Genomic DNA, 14,076 nt, shown 5'->3' with positions numbered 1-14,076 from the left:
ATGAGAGGGACTAGCGGATTGATCGACATGAACGTCTGATTGGCCGATTTTGCCAACTTATCAGCCGCCGTTTATCTCCGACGTTAATGTCTGCTTTTGGCCGAAAACGGCCCATAGCGACATGCTCAAACCACAGTGGGCCGCAGCGCGTGCGCCAGATCAATCAATGCGCGTAATCGCGGCGGTACGAAGCGATGGCCCGAGTAGTAAAGCCTCAAACCGCCGAACGACGGGCACCACGGTACCAGCACTGGCACCAGGGCGCCGCTGGCCAGTTCTTCCTGTATGAACCACTCGGAAATGAAACCGATGCCAAGGCCCAACACCACGGCCTGTTTGATAGCCAGCATCTCGTTGAAAATGAAGCGCACCGGCAGATTCATCTGCAACTTTTCACCGTTTCGCTCCAGTTCCCATTGGTAGAGGCCGCCGTGGGCCATGCGCATGCCAATGCTCTGGTGGCTGAGCAGGTCTTGCGGATGCTCGGGCACACCCTGGCGTTCGAGATACTCGGGCGTTGCCACCACAAGCATTCGAATGTCATCTGACAGTTTTACGGCAATCATGTCTTGTGGCACCGACTCTGCCAGGCGAATCCCCGCGTCGAAACCTCCGGCGACGATGTCGACCATGCCTGATTCGCTGACGATGTCGATGCGCACGTCGGGATAGCGCTGAGCGTACTGCTTGAACAGCGGCTCCAGCAGCAGATAGGCCCCGCCATGCGGTGCATTGATACGCAGTGTGCCGCTGGGCTTGTCGGGGCCGACGCTGGCCTCTTCGCCGGCACTTTTGATCTGTGCCAACGCCGGGGCGATGCGTTCCACATAGCGTTGCCCGATGTCGGTGAGGGCAACGCTGCGCGTGGAGCGATTGAACAGGCGCACCTTCAGGCGCGCTTCCAGGCCGGCCACCGCACTGCTCACGGCGGTGGTGGACATGCCCAACTCTTGTGCTGCGCCACGAAAGCTGCTGCGGCGAGCAACGGCCAGAACCACTTCCAGTTCGGTCATTCCTGTTCTGTGCATGGATTGTCCTGAAATTGCGGATGCTTCATAAGTCAAAGGATAGCTTATCGGAACAATGATCCCTTCTTAAACTTCCTTCACAGAGGCTCGGTTCAGGCGAGTCATTTTGAGTGAGGAGTTGCCATGCAACGCATTGAACACATCTACATCAACGGTGAGTTCGTCATTCCAAACGGTCAGGAATGGTTCGACCTTCATAACCCGAGCACCGAGGAAGTCATCGGTCAGGTTCGGCTGGGCGATGCGCTGGACGCACAGCGTGCCATCGCCGCCGCCAAGGCTGCGTTCCCGGCGTGGGCGCTTACCAGCCGGGAGGAGCGCATTGAGGCACTGCGACGCATGCACCGGGCCGTGGCGGCAAAGGAGGAAGAACTGCTGGAAGCCATCCTGGTGGAATATGGCGCACCTATGGCCCGCGGGCGCTCGATGGCGACTTATGCGGCTGACGTGATCGCGCAAGCAATCAATGTACTGGAAGCGTTCGAATTCGAGGAGCAGGTCGGCATGGCCAGGGTCATTCTGACGCCCCTGGGCGTTACCGGTCTGATCACACCCTGGAATAGCAATGCGGGTTTTATCTGCAACAAGCTGGCCACTGCGCTGGCGGCAGGCTGCACCGCCGTCATCAAGCCCAGCGAGATGAGCGCGTTGCAGACGCAGGTCGTGGTCAGGGCGTTGCACGAAGCGGGGCTGCCACCGGGTGTATTCAATATCGTCAACGGACGAGGCAATGTGGTCGGCGAGGAAATCGCCCGTCACCCCGACGTTGCCAAAATCTCGTTCACGGGGTCGTCCGCTATCGGCCAACATCTGGTCAAAACCGGTGCTGACACCATCAAGCGCGTGACGCTGGAACTCGGCGGCAAGTCGCCCACCGTGGTGCTTGACGATGCGGATTTCCAGGCAGTCATGCCGCTGGTGTTGCAGGCCGGATTTCTCAACAGTGGCCAGGCTTGCATCGCGGGCACTCGCATCCTCGTGCCGCGCAGCCGGCTGGCAGAGTTCGAGCGGATTGCCAAGGAGGGTGTCTCACAGATTCAATCGGGCGATCCGCGCAACGCCGACACCGACATCGGCCCCATGGTGAGCCAGAAACAGTGGGAACGGGTGCAGCGGTACATCCGTATCGGCCAGGAAGAAGGCGCGAGGTTACTGTCGGGTGGCGAAGGGCGCCCGGAAGGCTTGCACGCCGGATGGTTCGTGAAGCCCACGATTTTCACTGAGGCCAACAACCGGATGCGCATCGCGCGTGAGGAAATCTTCGGCCCCGTGCTGACAATCATCCCCTACGAGGATGACGCTGATGCGATCAGTATTGCCAACGATACGGACTATGGGCTGAGCGCCCTGGTGCTGGGAAAAAGTCCCGAGCGTTGTATGAACCTCGCCCTTCAGATCGATTCGGGACGCGTGCTCATCAACACCCTGGCCCACGAACCGCGCGCCCCCTTCGGTGGATTCAAGCAATCAGGCCTCGGGCGCGAAATGGGCAGGTGGGGGATGAGCGCGTATCTGGAGCCGAAGACATTGGTCACCTATGACCCGTTGAAATGACCAGGTCGGGTTCCAGTCCGGGCGTGCTGGGTGGATAGAGGCGGAAGCAGGGCGGCAATCGTTCCTGGTTTCCAGCAGAGCTGGAGGCTGAGGTGGATCGAGTGGCCGCTTCTGGCTGATAGCTCCCCCTCAAAACGGTCACCAATAAACACTGCTAAACCACGCTCTCCCGATAAACACCCCTTACATGCCCAACCCCTGCCGCCTGTAACCGCGCCACCAAATCTTCCCGCGCCGCGCGCCCACCTGTGCGCACGTCTTTCTCGACGGTGCCCACGGACTGCCAGTGTCGGTCCAGGCATTCGGCGGTGGCCAGGCGAGCGGCGTGGTTGGCGGCGTCGGGTTCGGGCGACTCCGCTGCATTGGGCGTAGGCGCAGGTACTTCCGTTTTTGTCGATGAGCCGAACAGTTTCTTGAAGAAGTTCATGTGCAGTCCGTTGCTGGGGTATCGGCGCTTCAGGAATAGTTGAGCGCGCTCACATAGGCACGAAACATATCAGCCATGCCATCGGCGTAAACAGCGATTTCTTCAGGTGTGCGTGGACTGCCGGAGAAATCCTTGCCGACCGAACTGAGCGTGGTCAGGATCAGATCGCAGGCCAGTGTGCGGGTTGGCTCGGTCACCTCGGGCAATAACTCCAACATGAACGCCTCGAATATCTGCTGCCCCGCTGCGCGCACTTCCAGGGCTTCCGGGGCATCGCGATAGAGCGGCGCCGCGTCATTCAGCGCGACGCGCATCGGGGCCTCTTCGCATTCTGATCTGATGAAGGCATGCACCAGTGTGCGCAGGCGATGCAGCGGTGCCTCAGCATGTTGCGCCAGGATGCCGCGCAGCATCTGGGTGGTTTGCTGCCACTCGTCACTCTGCAACCTGAACAGAATTGCCGCCTTGTTCGGAAAATACTGGTAAACCGAACCCACACTCACGCCAGCCTTCTCCGCGACCCGTGCGGTGGTGAAACGGGTGGCACCTTCCTTGGCCAAAACCTGAATAGCCGCTTCGAGAATTGCCGCCACCAACTCGGTAGAGCGTGCCTGTTGTGGCTGTTTGCGCGTGGAAATACGCGGGGTCTGGCGGGTGGTCATACAGGGTTCCGGAGGCAGGGCTAATGCGAATAGCGGACGCGATAAATCACTCGCATACTTTTAATGCGACGAATTAGTCGCATCTTAGTCCCAACTCTACGGAAATCAATTATGTCGAGCCTGTCCACTGCGCCTTTGGCGCCCCTGATCGAACGGTTGTATACCCAAGCCGGCGCCGCTACCAGCCCAGTGCTGAACACGCTGTCGAAGGATGAGCGCGAGCGGCTGATGCACAGCAAGACCGAATATGTGGCGCTGTATTCGATGCTCAAGGACCTGTGGCTACCAGTGTCGCGGGACACCGGCAAACTGCTCTACATGCTGGCGCGCAGCAGTAAGGCGCGGGCGATTGTCGAGTTTGGTACCTCGTTTGGCCTGTCCACGTTGCACCTGGCTGCTGCGTTGCGTGACAACGGTGGTGGTGTGCTGATCGGCAGCGAATTCGAAGCTTCGAAGATCGCCCTGGCGCGCGAGCATTTCATCGAAGGCGGCGTGAGTGACCTGATTCATATCCGCGAAGGCGACGCGCTGGTCACCCTGGCCAGCGACCTGCCGGACAGCGTAGACCTGCTGTTGCTGGACGGCGCCAAGACGCTGTATGGCGACGTGCTCGGCCTGGTGGAAAGCCATCTGCGCCCCGGCGCACTGGTGGTGGCGGATAACACCGATTACTGCCCTGAATACCTGGCCCATGTACGCGCACCGGAGAACGGCTACCTGTCCGTGGCGTTTGCCGATGACATCGAACTTTCAATACGCCTGGGCTAATCGCGGACGCAACTCGTGCACGTATTTGCCACTGGAGCCGCCGGCTGGGTGGGTTCCGAATCAGCGCTTGCTGAACGCCAGCCGCGCAGCGAACAACACAAAGATCATGCCGGTGGTGCGGTCCATCCACTGAATGACTTTTTCACGGCGCAGGAAACCGGACAGTGGTTGCGTAGCACCGATCAATACCAGTGACCAGGTCAGCCCGAGCAGCACATGGATGCTGACCAGACCGAATGTCCAGAGGATCAACGGTTGGCCCTGGGGGATGAACTGCGGCAGGAACGACACGTAGAAAATCCCCACCTTGGGGTTGAGCACGTTGCCCAGCATGCCCTTGATCAACCAGTTGCCCGCGGGCTTGGCATCCGCCCCGGCGTTGGTCAATGAGCGACGGGGACGCAGCAACATGTTCAAGCCCAACCAGGCCAGGTACGCGGCGCCGCAGTACTTGAGCAGGTTGAAGGCGACTTCCGACACCGCAACCAACGCCCCCAGGCCAAACGCAACCGCCGCGCCCCACAGCAGACAACCGGCGTTGATCCCCAGCATGGCTTGCAGCGCCTGGCGCTTGCCTTCGACCGTGGCGGTCCTGAGCACCAGAGCGGTGTCGAGACCGGGTGTGAGCGTCAGCAGTGTGGCGGCGAAGGTGAAGGCGAGGAGGTTATCCGTGATGGACATGGTCGGGCTTCGTGCTGGGTGGAGGTGGTGCCCAAGCATATCGCCATTATCGTGTGGTTCGCGATTTTCTTGTGGCAAACGCGCTCACCCCAGGAAGCGCGCTTGCCACGACACGTTCAGTGCAGGCTCAGCGGTTGAAGCGCTCGACCAATGCGTATTGGGTGGACGCGGTGTTCGTCAGCTCCTTGCTCAGGTCAGTGGATTGATGGGCTTGTAGCGAGGTCTGGTCGGCCAGTTCGGCGATGGTGGTGATGTTGCGGCTGATTTCCTCGGCGACGGCGCTCTGTTCCTCGGTGGCAGCGGCGATCTGGGTGGTCATGTCGGTGATATGCGACACGGCTTCGCTGATGCCCACCAGCGCCTGGTCCGCCTCAAGCACCCAGGCCACACCTTCCTGGGCCTGGCGTTGACCGTTTTCCATGCTTTGCACGGCGTTGTTGGAGGACGCCTGCAGCTGGGTGATCAACCCGTGGATCTGGGTGGTGGACTGCGACGTGCGCTGCGCCAGTTGGCGCACTTCGTCAGCCACCACGGCAAAACCACGGCCTTGCTCGCCGGCCCGTGCGGCTTCGATGGCGGCGTTGAGGGCCAGCAGGTTGGTCTGGTCGGCAATGCCTTTGATCACGTCCACCACGCTGCCGATTTCGTTACTGTCCTTGGCCAGTTGCGCCACGGTGACGCCGGTTTCGCTGACCACCGCAGACAAACGCTCGATCGCCTCACGGGTATCCCTTGCCACTTCACGACCGCGGCCCGTCAAGACGTTGGCCTGCTGGGTGGCGTCGGCGGTGCGTTGCACGTGGCTGGCGACTTCCTGGGTGGTGGCCGCCATCTGGTTGACGGCGGCCGAGACCTGTTCGGTTTCAACGCGCTGACGGTCCAGGCCTTTGGAGCTGGCGGAGGCCAACTGATCGGATTGCCCGGCCAGGGCACTCAGTTGCTCGGCGCTGTCCTGCAAGCGGGTGAGGCAGGTCTTCAGGCGCGCGTTCTGGCTGAGGAACGCCGTTTCGAGGCGTGCCTGAGGCCCACGTGCGTCGCTGTACATCTGCGCGATCAAGGCATCCGAGGTCGACGGCTCCACGCCGTGCAACAGCCGCAACGTGCTGCCTTGACGCCAACGCGAACAGAGCACGCCCACCGGTACTGCGACGGCAACGGCCACAGCGATGGCGACGGGCGCACTGAGGAACATGCCGGCGAGGCTGCCGGTAAGCCCAGTTGCCACATACGGGACACAATTGATAGCGGCCGGCAGCCAGGCGTCCTGGCGAGGAACACCCGGTTTGCCCTGGCTTATGCGTCGGTACAGGGCCTGGGCCCGGCGGATCTCATCGGCCGTGGGCTTGACCCGCACGGACTCGAAACCGACGACCTTGCTGCCGTCGAAGATGGGCGTGACGTAGGCATTGACCCAATAATGGTCGCCGTTTTTCGAGCGGTTCTTGACGATACCCATCCAGGGCAGGCCCTGTTTGAGCGCGCCCCACATGTGCGCAAACACGGCGGGGGGCACATCCGGGTGACGGACGATGTTTTGCGGTGCCCCAATCAGATCCGCACGTTCAAAGCCGCTGATATCGACAAAGGCGTCGTTGCAGTAAGTGATGACACCTCGGACATCTGTGGCGGAAATGAGTTTTTGCGAAGGCGCGAGGGAAATCTCACGCTGTGTTACGGGCTGGTTATTGCGCATTCCGACTACTCCATGGTTGCACTCAGTCCATCGGCGCCATCTGCGAAAAGGTTAATTCACATTGGTCAATTCGCCAGCCACTGGTCAAAAGCCTGAAACTTCCCGATGAAACCCCTCATAATGGCGGCCATTTTTGTTTAGCCGTTATTCTGGTGTGCCCCCATGGAAATCAAGGTCAACTTTCTCGACAACCTCCGACTTGAAGCCAAGTTCGACGACTTCACGGTGATTGCCGACCAGCCCATCCGCTATAAAGGCGATGGCTCGGCACCGGGGCCGTTCGATTACTTCCTGGCGTCGTCGGCGTTGTGCGCGGCGTACTTCGTGAAGTTGTACTGCCAGACGCGCAATATCCCCACCGAGAATATTCGCCTGTCGCAGAACAACATTGTCGACCCGGAAAACCGCTATAACCAGATCTTCAAGATCCAGGTCGAGTTGCCCGCGGACCTCTCCGACAAGGACCGCCAAGGCATCCTGCGCTCCATCGACCGTTGCACGGTCAAGAAAGTGGTGCAGGCCGGGCCTGAGTTTGTCATCGAAGAAGTCGAAAACCTGGACGCCGACGCCCAGGCCTTGTTGATGCCCAACTCAACCTCCGAGGGCGGCACCTACATCGCCGGCAAAGACCTGCCGCTGGAGCAGACCATTGCCAACATGTCCGGCATTCTCGCCGGCTTGGGCATGAAGATTGAAATCGCGTCGTGGCGCAATATCGTACCCAACGTGTGGTCGCTGCATATCCGCGATGCGCATTCGCCGATGTGCTTCACCAACGGCAAGGGCGCGACCAAGGAGGGCGCCTTGGCGTCGGCACTGGGCGAGTTCATCGAGCGGCTCAACTGCAACTTCTTCTACAACGATCAGTTCTGGGGTGAAGAACTGGCGAATGCGCCATTCGTGCATTACCCGGATGAGCGCTGGTTCCAGCCGGGGCCCAACGACGAGCTGCCAAGTGAAATCCTCGACACCTATTGCCTGAAGGTCTACAACCGCGAGGGCGAGCTGCGCGGCTCGCACTTGTTCGACACCAACTCCGGCAACGAAGAGCGCGGCATCGTTTCGCTGCCGTTCGTGCGCCAGTCGGACGGCGAGGTGGTGTACTTTCCGTCCAACCTGATCGAAAACCTATACCTGAGCAACGGCATGAGCGCTGGCAACACCCTGGCCGAAGCCCAGGTGCAGTGCCTGTCGGAGATCTTCGAGCGCGCGGTGAAACGTGAAATCATCGAGGGCGAGTTCGCCTTGCCAGACGTGCCGACCGAGGTGCTGGCCAAGTACCCAGGCATTCTCGCCGGTATCCAGGGCCTCGAAGCCCAAGGCTTCCCGGTACTGGTGAAAGACGCGTCCCTGGGTGGTGAGTTCCCGGTGATGTGCGTGACCCTGATGAACCCGCGCACCGGTGGCGTGTTCGCCTCCTTCGGCGCGCATCCGAGCCTGGAAGTGGCGCTGGAACGCAGCCTCACCGAACTGTTGCAAGGTCGCAGTTTCGAAGGCCTGAACGACTTGCCGCAACCGACGTTCGAAGGCCAGGCGGTGACCGAGCCGAACAACTTCGTCGAGCACTTCATCGACTCCAGCGGCGTGGTGTCGTGGCGCTTCTTCAGCGCCCAGTCGGACTACGAATTCGTCGAGTGGGACTTCACGGGCGCAGGCGAAGACTCGAATGCCCAGGAGGCCGCGACCTTATTCGGCATTCTGGAAGGCATGGGTAAAGAGTCCTATATGGCGGTGTACGAACACCTCGGCGCCACCGCGTGCCGCATCCTGGTGCCGGATTACTCGGAAATCTACCCGGTGGACGATCTGATCTGGGACAACACCAATAAAGCGCTGTTTTTCCGCGAAGACATTCTCAACCTGCATCGCCTCAACGAGGAAGAACTGCAAGCGTTGGTCGAGCGCCTGATCGAGAGCGAACTGGACGACTACACCGATATCACCACGCTGATCGGCATTGAGTTCGATGACAACACCGCCTGGGGCCAACTGACCATCCTGGAGCTGAAGCTGCTGATCTTCCTGGCTTTGCAGCAGTATGAAGAGGCCAAGGAGTGCGTGGAGATGTTCCTGCAGTACAACGACAACACGGCTGAACGTGGCCTGTTCTATCAGGCGATGAATGCGGTGCTGGAGATGGAGCTGGACGATGACCTGGAACTGGCGGATTACGAAGCCAACTTCCGTCGCATGTTTGGCAATGAGCGGATGGATGCGGTGATTGGCTCGGTGCAGGGCGACGTGCGCTTCTATGGTTTGACGCCGACCAGCATGAAGCTGGAAGGGCTGGACCGGCACCAACGCCTGATTGAGAGTTACAAGAAGCTGCACTCGGCTCGCGCCAACATCACCTCAGCCTGACGCTGATCCCTGTGGGAGCTGGCTTGCCTGCGATGCAGCCACCTCGGTGTTTCAGATGTAACGCGGTGATGCTATCGCAGGCAAGCCAGCTCCCACATTTGATCGGTTTCTGCTGTTAGATTTTTGCCAGGGCTTGGACTAGGTCCACCCGTACGGGCCGTTGCGTACACCCGCCAGGCACGTTAGCGGGTCGGGTCCAGTACCTGCTGCAAGCGCGCGACAACGGCGGTACTGGCGGCTTGCATCGGCGCACGCAATTCGCTGCCGATCAAGCCTTGCAGGGCCAGCGCGGCTTTTACCGGTGCGGGGTTGGGCTCCATGAACATGGTGTTGATCAGTGGCAGCAACTCGAAAAAAGTCGCTCGCGCCTCTGCCAGCTGATTGTCCCGCACCAACTGGCACAGCGCCACGAACTGCTCGGTCTGCAGGTGAGCCGAAGCCGCAATGGCACCGGTCGCACCCAGACACAAGGCGTTGAAGATCTGCTCGTCTTCACCACACAACACCTCCACATCACCGCTGGCCAGCAGTGCAAGGGTGTTGCCAAGGTTGCCACCACAATCCTTGATCGCCACGATGCGTTCATGGGCGACGATGTTCAGCAAGGTGGCTTGCTCGAAGGTAGCGCCGGTGCGGTAAGGAATGTCGTAGAGAATGATTGGCACGCTGGAGGCATCGGCCACGGTGCGGAAGAACGCCTCCAAACCCGCTTGGGACGGGCGGATGTAACTCGGTGCTGGCACCAAAAGCCCCGCCACCGGGCGTTGCAGGATTTCGCGCTGGAACTGCAGCAGCTCAATCTGGTTATAGCCCGCCAGACCCATCACCACGCGGTGCGCCGGTACCCATTGCAACACCGCATCGAGCACCGCCAGTTGTTCCTGGCGACTCAGCGCCGCCGCTTCCCCAGTGGTGGTGCACACCATGATCCCGGCCACGTGTTTCTCCAGCAAGTGGCTAACCAGACGGTGCAGGCCGGTGAAGTCGATGGCGCCGTCATGGAACGGCGTGACCACGGGAACCCAGATACCTTGAAACGATGACATGCACTTTCTCCTGATGATTGACCGCTGGAGTCACCGTCAGAAGGGCAGAGGGGAATTGTGCGAATCGGGCTCAATGTCCTGTCAGCTCATCTGACGGGACAGCGCGCCCCGGTCACATGAGCGACTGTTTCTTCGATTTGAGGGCGTGCGCAACGCAACCTTGCGCCTTGGCAAGAGAGCCAATGGCGAAAAGGTTGACGGAAGACGTTGCAGACATGGGATGACACACCCTGAATAAGGCCCCCATCTTCATGGAATATTACGAAGCGTGTCAACGGGGCGCGTTTGAGTTTATGCAGCCGTCGCCGGATATGTGCGGGTCGCAATTATGCGGCCGTGCTTTCAACCAGCCGGTAGTCTATCCACACACTCCGGGAGAACCTCGATGATCCGACGCGCGTGTTTGGCCGCTTTGCTGACCCTGTCTGTCTCGACCGCCTTTGGCGCCTCGACCTATGATCATCTGTATGCCTTTGGCGACAGCTACTCCGACAATGGCGCGGGCGAAGCGCTCACCACCCGGCTTACCGCGCAAAAGGTCAAAGACGCCCAGGCACTGCCCGGCCCACTGTACTGGAAAGGACGCTGGAGCAATGGCCCGACCGCCGTTGAAGGTTTGGCCCAGGCATTGACAACACCGTTGACCGACTACGCGGTGGGCGGCGCCAAAAGCGGCCACGGCAATTACTACACGTGGATGATGCCAACCCAGGACACAGGCTTGCTCGGCCAAGTCGCCGAGCATTTGCAGGCCGCCAAGTCCCACAAGGCCGACCCCAAGGCGCTGTATTTCATCTTTATCTCGGCCAACGATTTTTTCGAATGGGCCGACTTCTCCCATCCTGAAAGCATTGAAGCCCTGAGCGAATCGAGCCTGGCCAACATCCGCAGTGCCACCGAGCAACTGGTGGCGGCGGGGGCCAGGCATGTCATGGTGGTGGGTACTACGGACCTCAGCCACGTGCCCGCCGTGGTGCAGGGCAACCACGTCGACAACGCAAAGAAGTACCAGCAATTGCTCGCGCAGAAATTACCGTCCGTGTTGGCGCAGATCGGCGTGGCGAAGGTCACTTACTTCGACCACTTGGCGTTCAGCGACGCGCTACGTGCCAATCCGCAAGCCAATGGGTTCACGGACCTGGACGCGCCGTGTCAGCCCACCTACCCGGAAGTAAAACCGGTGTGTGCCAATGCCGATGCGCATTACTATTGGGACGAATGGCACCCGACCCGCGAGGTCCACGCCCTGGCGGCCAAGGCCATGCTCAAGGCGTTGCCTTAGCCCGCGGCCACCGCCGCTTCAATCGCGGCGATGTCGATCTTCTTCATGGTCATCATCGCATCGAATGCGCGCTTGGCCGTTGCTCGATCCGGGTGGGTCACGGCGTCCGTCAACACGCGCGGTGAGATCTGCCACGACACGCCCCACTTGTCCTTGCACCAGCCACAGGCGCTTTCCTGGCCGCCGTTGCCGACGATGGCGTTCCAGTAACGGTCGGTCTCGGCCTGGTCATCGGTGGCAATCTGAAATGAAAACGCCTCGGTATGGGGAAAGATCGGGCCGCCGTTAAGGCCGATGCACGGGATGCCCAGCACCGTAAAATCCACGGTCAATACGTCGCCCTGTTTACCCGACGGGTAATCGCCGGGGGCCAGGTGCACGGCGTTGACCCTGCTGTCTGGGAAGGTCTCGGCGTAGAAGGTTGCTGCCTCCAGGGCGGTGCCGTTGTACCAGAGGCAGAGGGTATTTTTGCGGGCCATGGTCGGTTCCCATGAAGAATCGGTGTGTGAAGTTTAGACGACGCGTTCGTCTCTGCTCACACCGTGATCCGCCGGGCGGCCACGCCGTCCTTGTAATCCAACTGCTCGGGGCGGCTGCGGGACACGCCGATCAGCGTGTCCCCAGGCTCGCCGCGACCTTCGATCAGGGCTTTGCCCAGTCCTTTGCTGGTGCCTACTACCAGGGTTTTCATCGAATCTCTCCTTGATCTGGCTGATTGTTATGGGGGGCAGTCATGCGAGCAGACGATGCTTTGGTCGGCAATCGAGAGGCTGTTTCCAGATGTTATTAAGGGGGGGCAACTCAGTCTTGGCGTTGGCCGGTTGGCAGGTCTAGCCTGCGTAGATGAAGCGGACTTTATTGCGTTTTTGAGGTGGTTATTTATGCCGACTCGGTATAAGAAACTGTCAGTTCTTACAGGTTACACCGTGTGTATTTGGTCCCAATGTTCAGTAAACCTTCGCGCTAACAACTAAGGACGATACGGGTCATGAGCACATCGAACGGTAAAACCTCGTTTATCTATGCCGCTATCGTCATCAGTGCCTTCATCTCTACACTCGCCCCTGCAGACGAGGTTTACAACAAGGCGGGTCAGTATAAATATACCGCTCCCAAGTGGGGAGATATTAGAAGCATTCGGGTCACTTTGATTGGGGGGGGAGGTGGTGGTGCTGGCGGTGGTTCCAATACTGGTAATTTTGTGGAGACGTATGTGTCTAATTTGGGCATAAATGGAATCTCCGGTGGTGGTGGCGGAAGTGGTGCAACTACAGTCTGCAACTTTTATCCTCCTTCAAAGGATCTTAATGTCCAGGCCATCACTATTAATGTTGGCGCTGGAGGTAAGGGGGGCATGGGAGGTGCTACCGACGATTCTGGAGGACATAAAGGGGGGGATGGAGGATCTAGCAGTATTACGACGGTTAATACAAACGTAGCGGCGTATACCCCGGTATATGGGAGTCAGAGTGGTGTGATCGCTGCTGGAGGCTCAGGTGCTACTGGTGCTTTTGAACGTTCAAGCGTCACTGACAACGGTGCGGGTGGTGCGGGAGGGGGGCTGAGTGTGGAGTGTCGCAAGCCCGACGCTGTTCCTGAGTCAGCCACGCCAGGCCGTGCCGGTGAAAGCGGAAAAAGGGATGTACCAGGTGCTGGAGCATCGGGAAGCTCCTTGGAGGCTTGTAAAGGGGCTGGCGCAGGAGGCAAAGGAGGTCTAAATGGTAGCGTCGCTGCTGCTTCAACGCCCGGACTTCCTGGGGAGAGCGGCTCAGATGGTTGCGTCATTCTAGAGCTCGTAAAATTTTGAAGGTGTTTGATTAAAACCAAATGGCCAGAAGGTAGCTGACCTCAAGAGCGGTCGGGCTTTGCAAACAATGCATTGCTCAAGCCCGGCGCGCCATCAACAACACCGTCGCCGCCGCCGACAGCAACCCCGCGCAGCACCGATTGAAGATCCGCTTGCCCCGAGGCTCGGCAAACCAACGCCGCATGTGCAGGCCCATATAGGCGTAGGCGCTGATGGCGATCCACTCCAGCACCAGGAACATCGCGCCGAGCAGCGCGAATTGTGGGGTGACTGGCTCACCGGGGACCACGAATTGAGGCAGGAAGGCGGTGAAGATCAAAATCGCCTTCGGATTGCCCGCCGCCACTAAGAACTCCTGCCGCGCCAACGCCCACAGTCCCACCCTGGCCGTGGCCGATTGCGCCTCTGCTTCCGGATTGGCGCGCCACAACTGAAGCGCTAGATAAAACAGGTACGCCGCGCCGAGTATCTTGATCCCATAGAACAACAACTCCGACGTTTGCAACACCACGGCCAAGCCGGCCGAGGCGAGGGCGATCATCCCGGCAAAGGCGAGCAAGCGACCGATGCCGGCCAGGCATGACGTGCGGTAGCCGTAGCGCGTGGAATTGCTCACCGACAGCAGGTTGTTCGGGCCGGGCGCCATGTTCAGGGCAAAGCAGGCGGGGAGGAAAAGGGCGAGGGTGGCGAGGTCCATGGCGGCTCCGGGTTCGCGTGGGCGGGGAGCTGTGAGGATAAGGGCAGTGGACGTCATTGGACAGCCTCAG

13 protein-coding genes and 2 pseudogenes are annotated in these 14,076 nt (G+C 59.9%); 5 read left to right on the top strand and 10 right to left on the bottom strand.

The features are described from left to right. Positions 1–125: 125 nt before the first annotated feature. Entirely contained in the window at positions 126–1,028 is a 903-nt protein-coding gene (locus BMZ57_RS18710; RefSeq protein ID WP_044287262.1) for a LysR family transcriptional regulator, read from the bottom strand. A 123-nt stretch (positions 1,029–1,151) separates the two neighbouring features. Here BMZ57_RS18710 and BMZ57_RS18705 point away from each other — a divergent pair, with 123 nt between their 5' ends. After that, positions 1,152–2,582 carry an aldehyde dehydrogenase family protein gene (locus tag BMZ57_RS18705; protein WP_044287261.1) on the top strand — a complete coding sequence of 477 codons (1,431 nt, stop codon included), beginning with the start codon at positions 1,152–1,154 and terminating at the stop codon, positions 2,580–2,582. A 154-nt stretch (positions 2,583–2,736) separates the two neighbouring features. On the opposite strand, the gene BMZ57_RS29565 is transcribed toward BMZ57_RS18705, so the two are convergent. Next, positions 2,737–3,009, bottom strand: coding sequence for a hypothetical protein (locus BMZ57_RS29565; protein WP_010210163.1), 273 nt, complete (start codon positions 3,007–3,009; stop codon positions 2,737–2,739). Positions 3,010–3,038: 29 nt separating this feature from the next. After that, entirely contained in the window at positions 3,039–3,671 is a 633-nt protein-coding gene (locus BMZ57_RS18695; protein WP_021493017.1) for a TetR/AcrR family transcriptional regulator, read from the bottom strand. Positions 3,672–3,782: 111 nt separating this feature from the next. Between BMZ57_RS18695 and BMZ57_RS18690 the strand changes: the two genes are divergently transcribed. After that, complete coding sequence (locus BMZ57_RS18690) at positions 3,783–4,439, top strand: O-methyltransferase (RefSeq protein ID WP_010210166.1); 657 nt, start codon at positions 3,783–3,785, stop codon at positions 4,437–4,439. A gap of 60 nt (positions 4,440–4,499) precedes the next feature. Here BMZ57_RS18690 and BMZ57_RS18685 read toward each other — a convergent pair whose 3' ends face one another. The 3 genes and pseudogenes from BMZ57_RS18685 to BMZ57_RS30225 form a co-directional block, all read right to left on the bottom strand. Continuing rightward, positions 4,500–5,120: a LysE family translocator gene (locus BMZ57_RS18685; RefSeq protein ID WP_069673002.1), complete on the bottom strand. Its 621-nt coding sequence runs from the start codon at positions 5,118–5,120 to the stop codon at positions 4,500–4,502. 127 nt (positions 5,121–5,247) lie between these two features. Then, positions 5,248–6,312, bottom strand: a complete 1,065-nt coding sequence (locus BMZ57_RS18680; RefSeq protein ID WP_412177532.1) for a methyl-accepting chemotaxis protein — start codon at positions 6,310–6,312, stop codon at positions 5,248–5,250. A 228-nt stretch (positions 6,313–6,540) separates the two neighbouring features. Next, positions 6,541–6,813: pseudogene (locus tag BMZ57_RS30225) on the bottom strand (PAS domain-containing protein); the annotation flags it as partial. A gap of 162 nt (positions 6,814–6,975) precedes the next feature. On the opposite strand from BMZ57_RS30225, the gene BMZ57_RS18675 reads away from it, so the two are divergent. Then, the gene (locus tag BMZ57_RS18675) at positions 6,976–9,174 is read left to right on the top strand and encodes an OsmC domain/YcaO domain-containing protein (RefSeq protein ID WP_021493020.1); all 2,199 of its coding nucleotides are present in this window, start codon (positions 6,976–6,978) and stop codon (positions 9,172–9,174) included. Positions 9,175–9,356: 182 nt separating this feature from the next. On the opposite strand, the gene dapA is transcribed toward BMZ57_RS18675, so the two are convergent. Next, a complete protein-coding gene (gene dapA / locus BMZ57_RS18670) occupies positions 9,357–10,220 on the bottom strand; it encodes a 4-hydroxy-tetrahydrodipicolinate synthase (protein ID WP_069673003.1) in 864 nt (287 codons plus the stop codon). Positions 10,221–10,605: 385 nt separating this feature from the next. On the opposite strand from dapA, the gene BMZ57_RS18665 reads away from it, so the two are divergent. Beyond that, positions 10,606–11,502: an SGNH/GDSL hydrolase family protein gene (locus tag BMZ57_RS18665; protein ID WP_010210175.1), complete on the top strand. Its 897-nt coding sequence runs from the start codon at positions 10,606–10,608 to the stop codon at positions 11,500–11,502. On the opposite strand, the gene BMZ57_RS18660 is transcribed toward BMZ57_RS18665, so the two are convergent. Beyond that, positions 11,499–11,981 (bottom strand): VOC family protein, encoded by a 483-nt coding sequence (locus BMZ57_RS18660; protein ID WP_069673004.1) that lies wholly within the window; start codon positions 11,979–11,981, stop codon positions 11,499–11,501. The two genes, BMZ57_RS18665 and BMZ57_RS18660, sit on opposite strands and share 4 nt — an antisense overlap. Before the next feature lie 77 nt (positions 11,982–12,058). Further along, positions 12,059–12,193 (bottom strand): annotated as a pseudogene (locus BMZ57_RS18655) (SDR family NAD(P)-dependent oxidoreductase); the annotation flags it as partial. Positions 12,194–12,490: 297 nt separating this feature from the next. On the opposite strand from BMZ57_RS18655, the gene BMZ57_RS29260 reads away from it, so the two are divergent. Next, entirely contained in the window at positions 12,491–13,309 is an 819-nt protein-coding gene (locus tag BMZ57_RS29260; protein WP_137206015.1) for a glycine-rich domain-containing protein, read from the top strand. 76 nt (positions 13,310–13,385) lie between these two features. Here the strand turns inward: BMZ57_RS29260 and BMZ57_RS18645 are convergent, their stop codons facing one another. Continuing rightward, positions 13,386–14,006, bottom strand: coding sequence for a LysE family translocator (locus BMZ57_RS18645; RefSeq protein WP_010210180.1), 621 nt, complete (start codon positions 14,004–14,006; stop codon positions 13,386–13,388). Positions 14,007–14,076: the final 70 nt, after the last annotated feature.

Source organism: Pseudomonas simiae (assembly GCF_900111895.1).
GTDB classification, from domain to species: Bacteria; Pseudomonadota; Gammaproteobacteria; order Pseudomonadales; family Pseudomonadaceae; genus Aquipseudomonas; species Aquipseudomonas simiae.
The sequence above is the reverse complement of the archived record's forward strand: the minus strand, read 5'-3'. Positions and strand labels throughout refer to the sequence as shown.

What these genes read in the sequence shown, in the direction of transcription:
- BMZ57_RS18710 (WP_044287262.1), bottom strand. Translation starts at nt 1,028, where the DNA reads ATGCACAGAACAGGAATGACCGAACTGGAAGTGGTTCTGGCCGTTGCT.
- BMZ57_RS18705 (WP_044287261.1), top strand. Translation starts at nt 1,152, where the DNA reads ATGCAACGCATTGAACACATCTACATCAACGGTGAGTTCGTCATTCCA.
- BMZ57_RS29565 (WP_010210163.1), bottom strand. Translation starts at nt 3,009, where the DNA reads ATGAACTTCTTCAAGAAACTGTTCGGCTCATCGACAAAAACGGAAGTA.
- BMZ57_RS18695 (WP_021493017.1), bottom strand. Translation starts at nt 3,671, where the DNA reads ATGACCACCCGCCAGACCCCGCGTATTTCCACGCGCAAACAGCCACAA.
- BMZ57_RS18690 (WP_010210166.1), top strand. Translation starts at nt 3,783, where the DNA reads ATGTCGAGCCTGTCCACTGCGCCTTTGGCGCCCCTGATCGAACGGTTG.
- BMZ57_RS18685 (WP_069673002.1), bottom strand. Translation starts at nt 5,120, where the DNA reads ATGTCCATCACGGATAACCTCCTCGCCTTCACCTTCGCCGCCACACTG.
- BMZ57_RS18680 (WP_412177532.1), bottom strand. Translation starts at nt 6,312, where the DNA reads ATGTTCCTCAGTGCGCCCGTCGCCATCGCTGTGGCCGTTGCCGTCGCA.
- BMZ57_RS18675 (WP_021493020.1), top strand. Translation starts at nt 6,976, where the DNA reads ATGGAAATCAAGGTCAACTTTCTCGACAACCTCCGACTTGAAGCCAAG.
- dapA (WP_069673003.1), bottom strand. Translation starts at nt 10,220, where the DNA reads ATGTCATCGTTTCAAGGTATCTGGGTTCCCGTGGTCACGCCGTTCCAT.
- BMZ57_RS18665 (WP_010210175.1), top strand. Translation starts at nt 10,606, where the DNA reads ATGATCCGACGCGCGTGTTTGGCCGCTTTGCTGACCCTGTCTGTCTCG.
- BMZ57_RS18660 (WP_069673004.1), bottom strand. Translation starts at nt 11,981, where the DNA reads ATGGCCCGCAAAAATACCCTCTGCCTCTGGTACAACGGCACCGCCCTG.
- BMZ57_RS29260 (WP_137206015.1), top strand. Translation starts at nt 12,491, where the DNA reads ATGAGCACATCGAACGGTAAAACCTCGTTTATCTATGCCGCTATCGTC.
- BMZ57_RS18645 (WP_010210180.1), bottom strand. Translation starts at nt 14,006, where the DNA reads ATGGACCTCGCCACCCTCGCCCTTTTCCTCCCCGCCTGCTTTGCCCTG.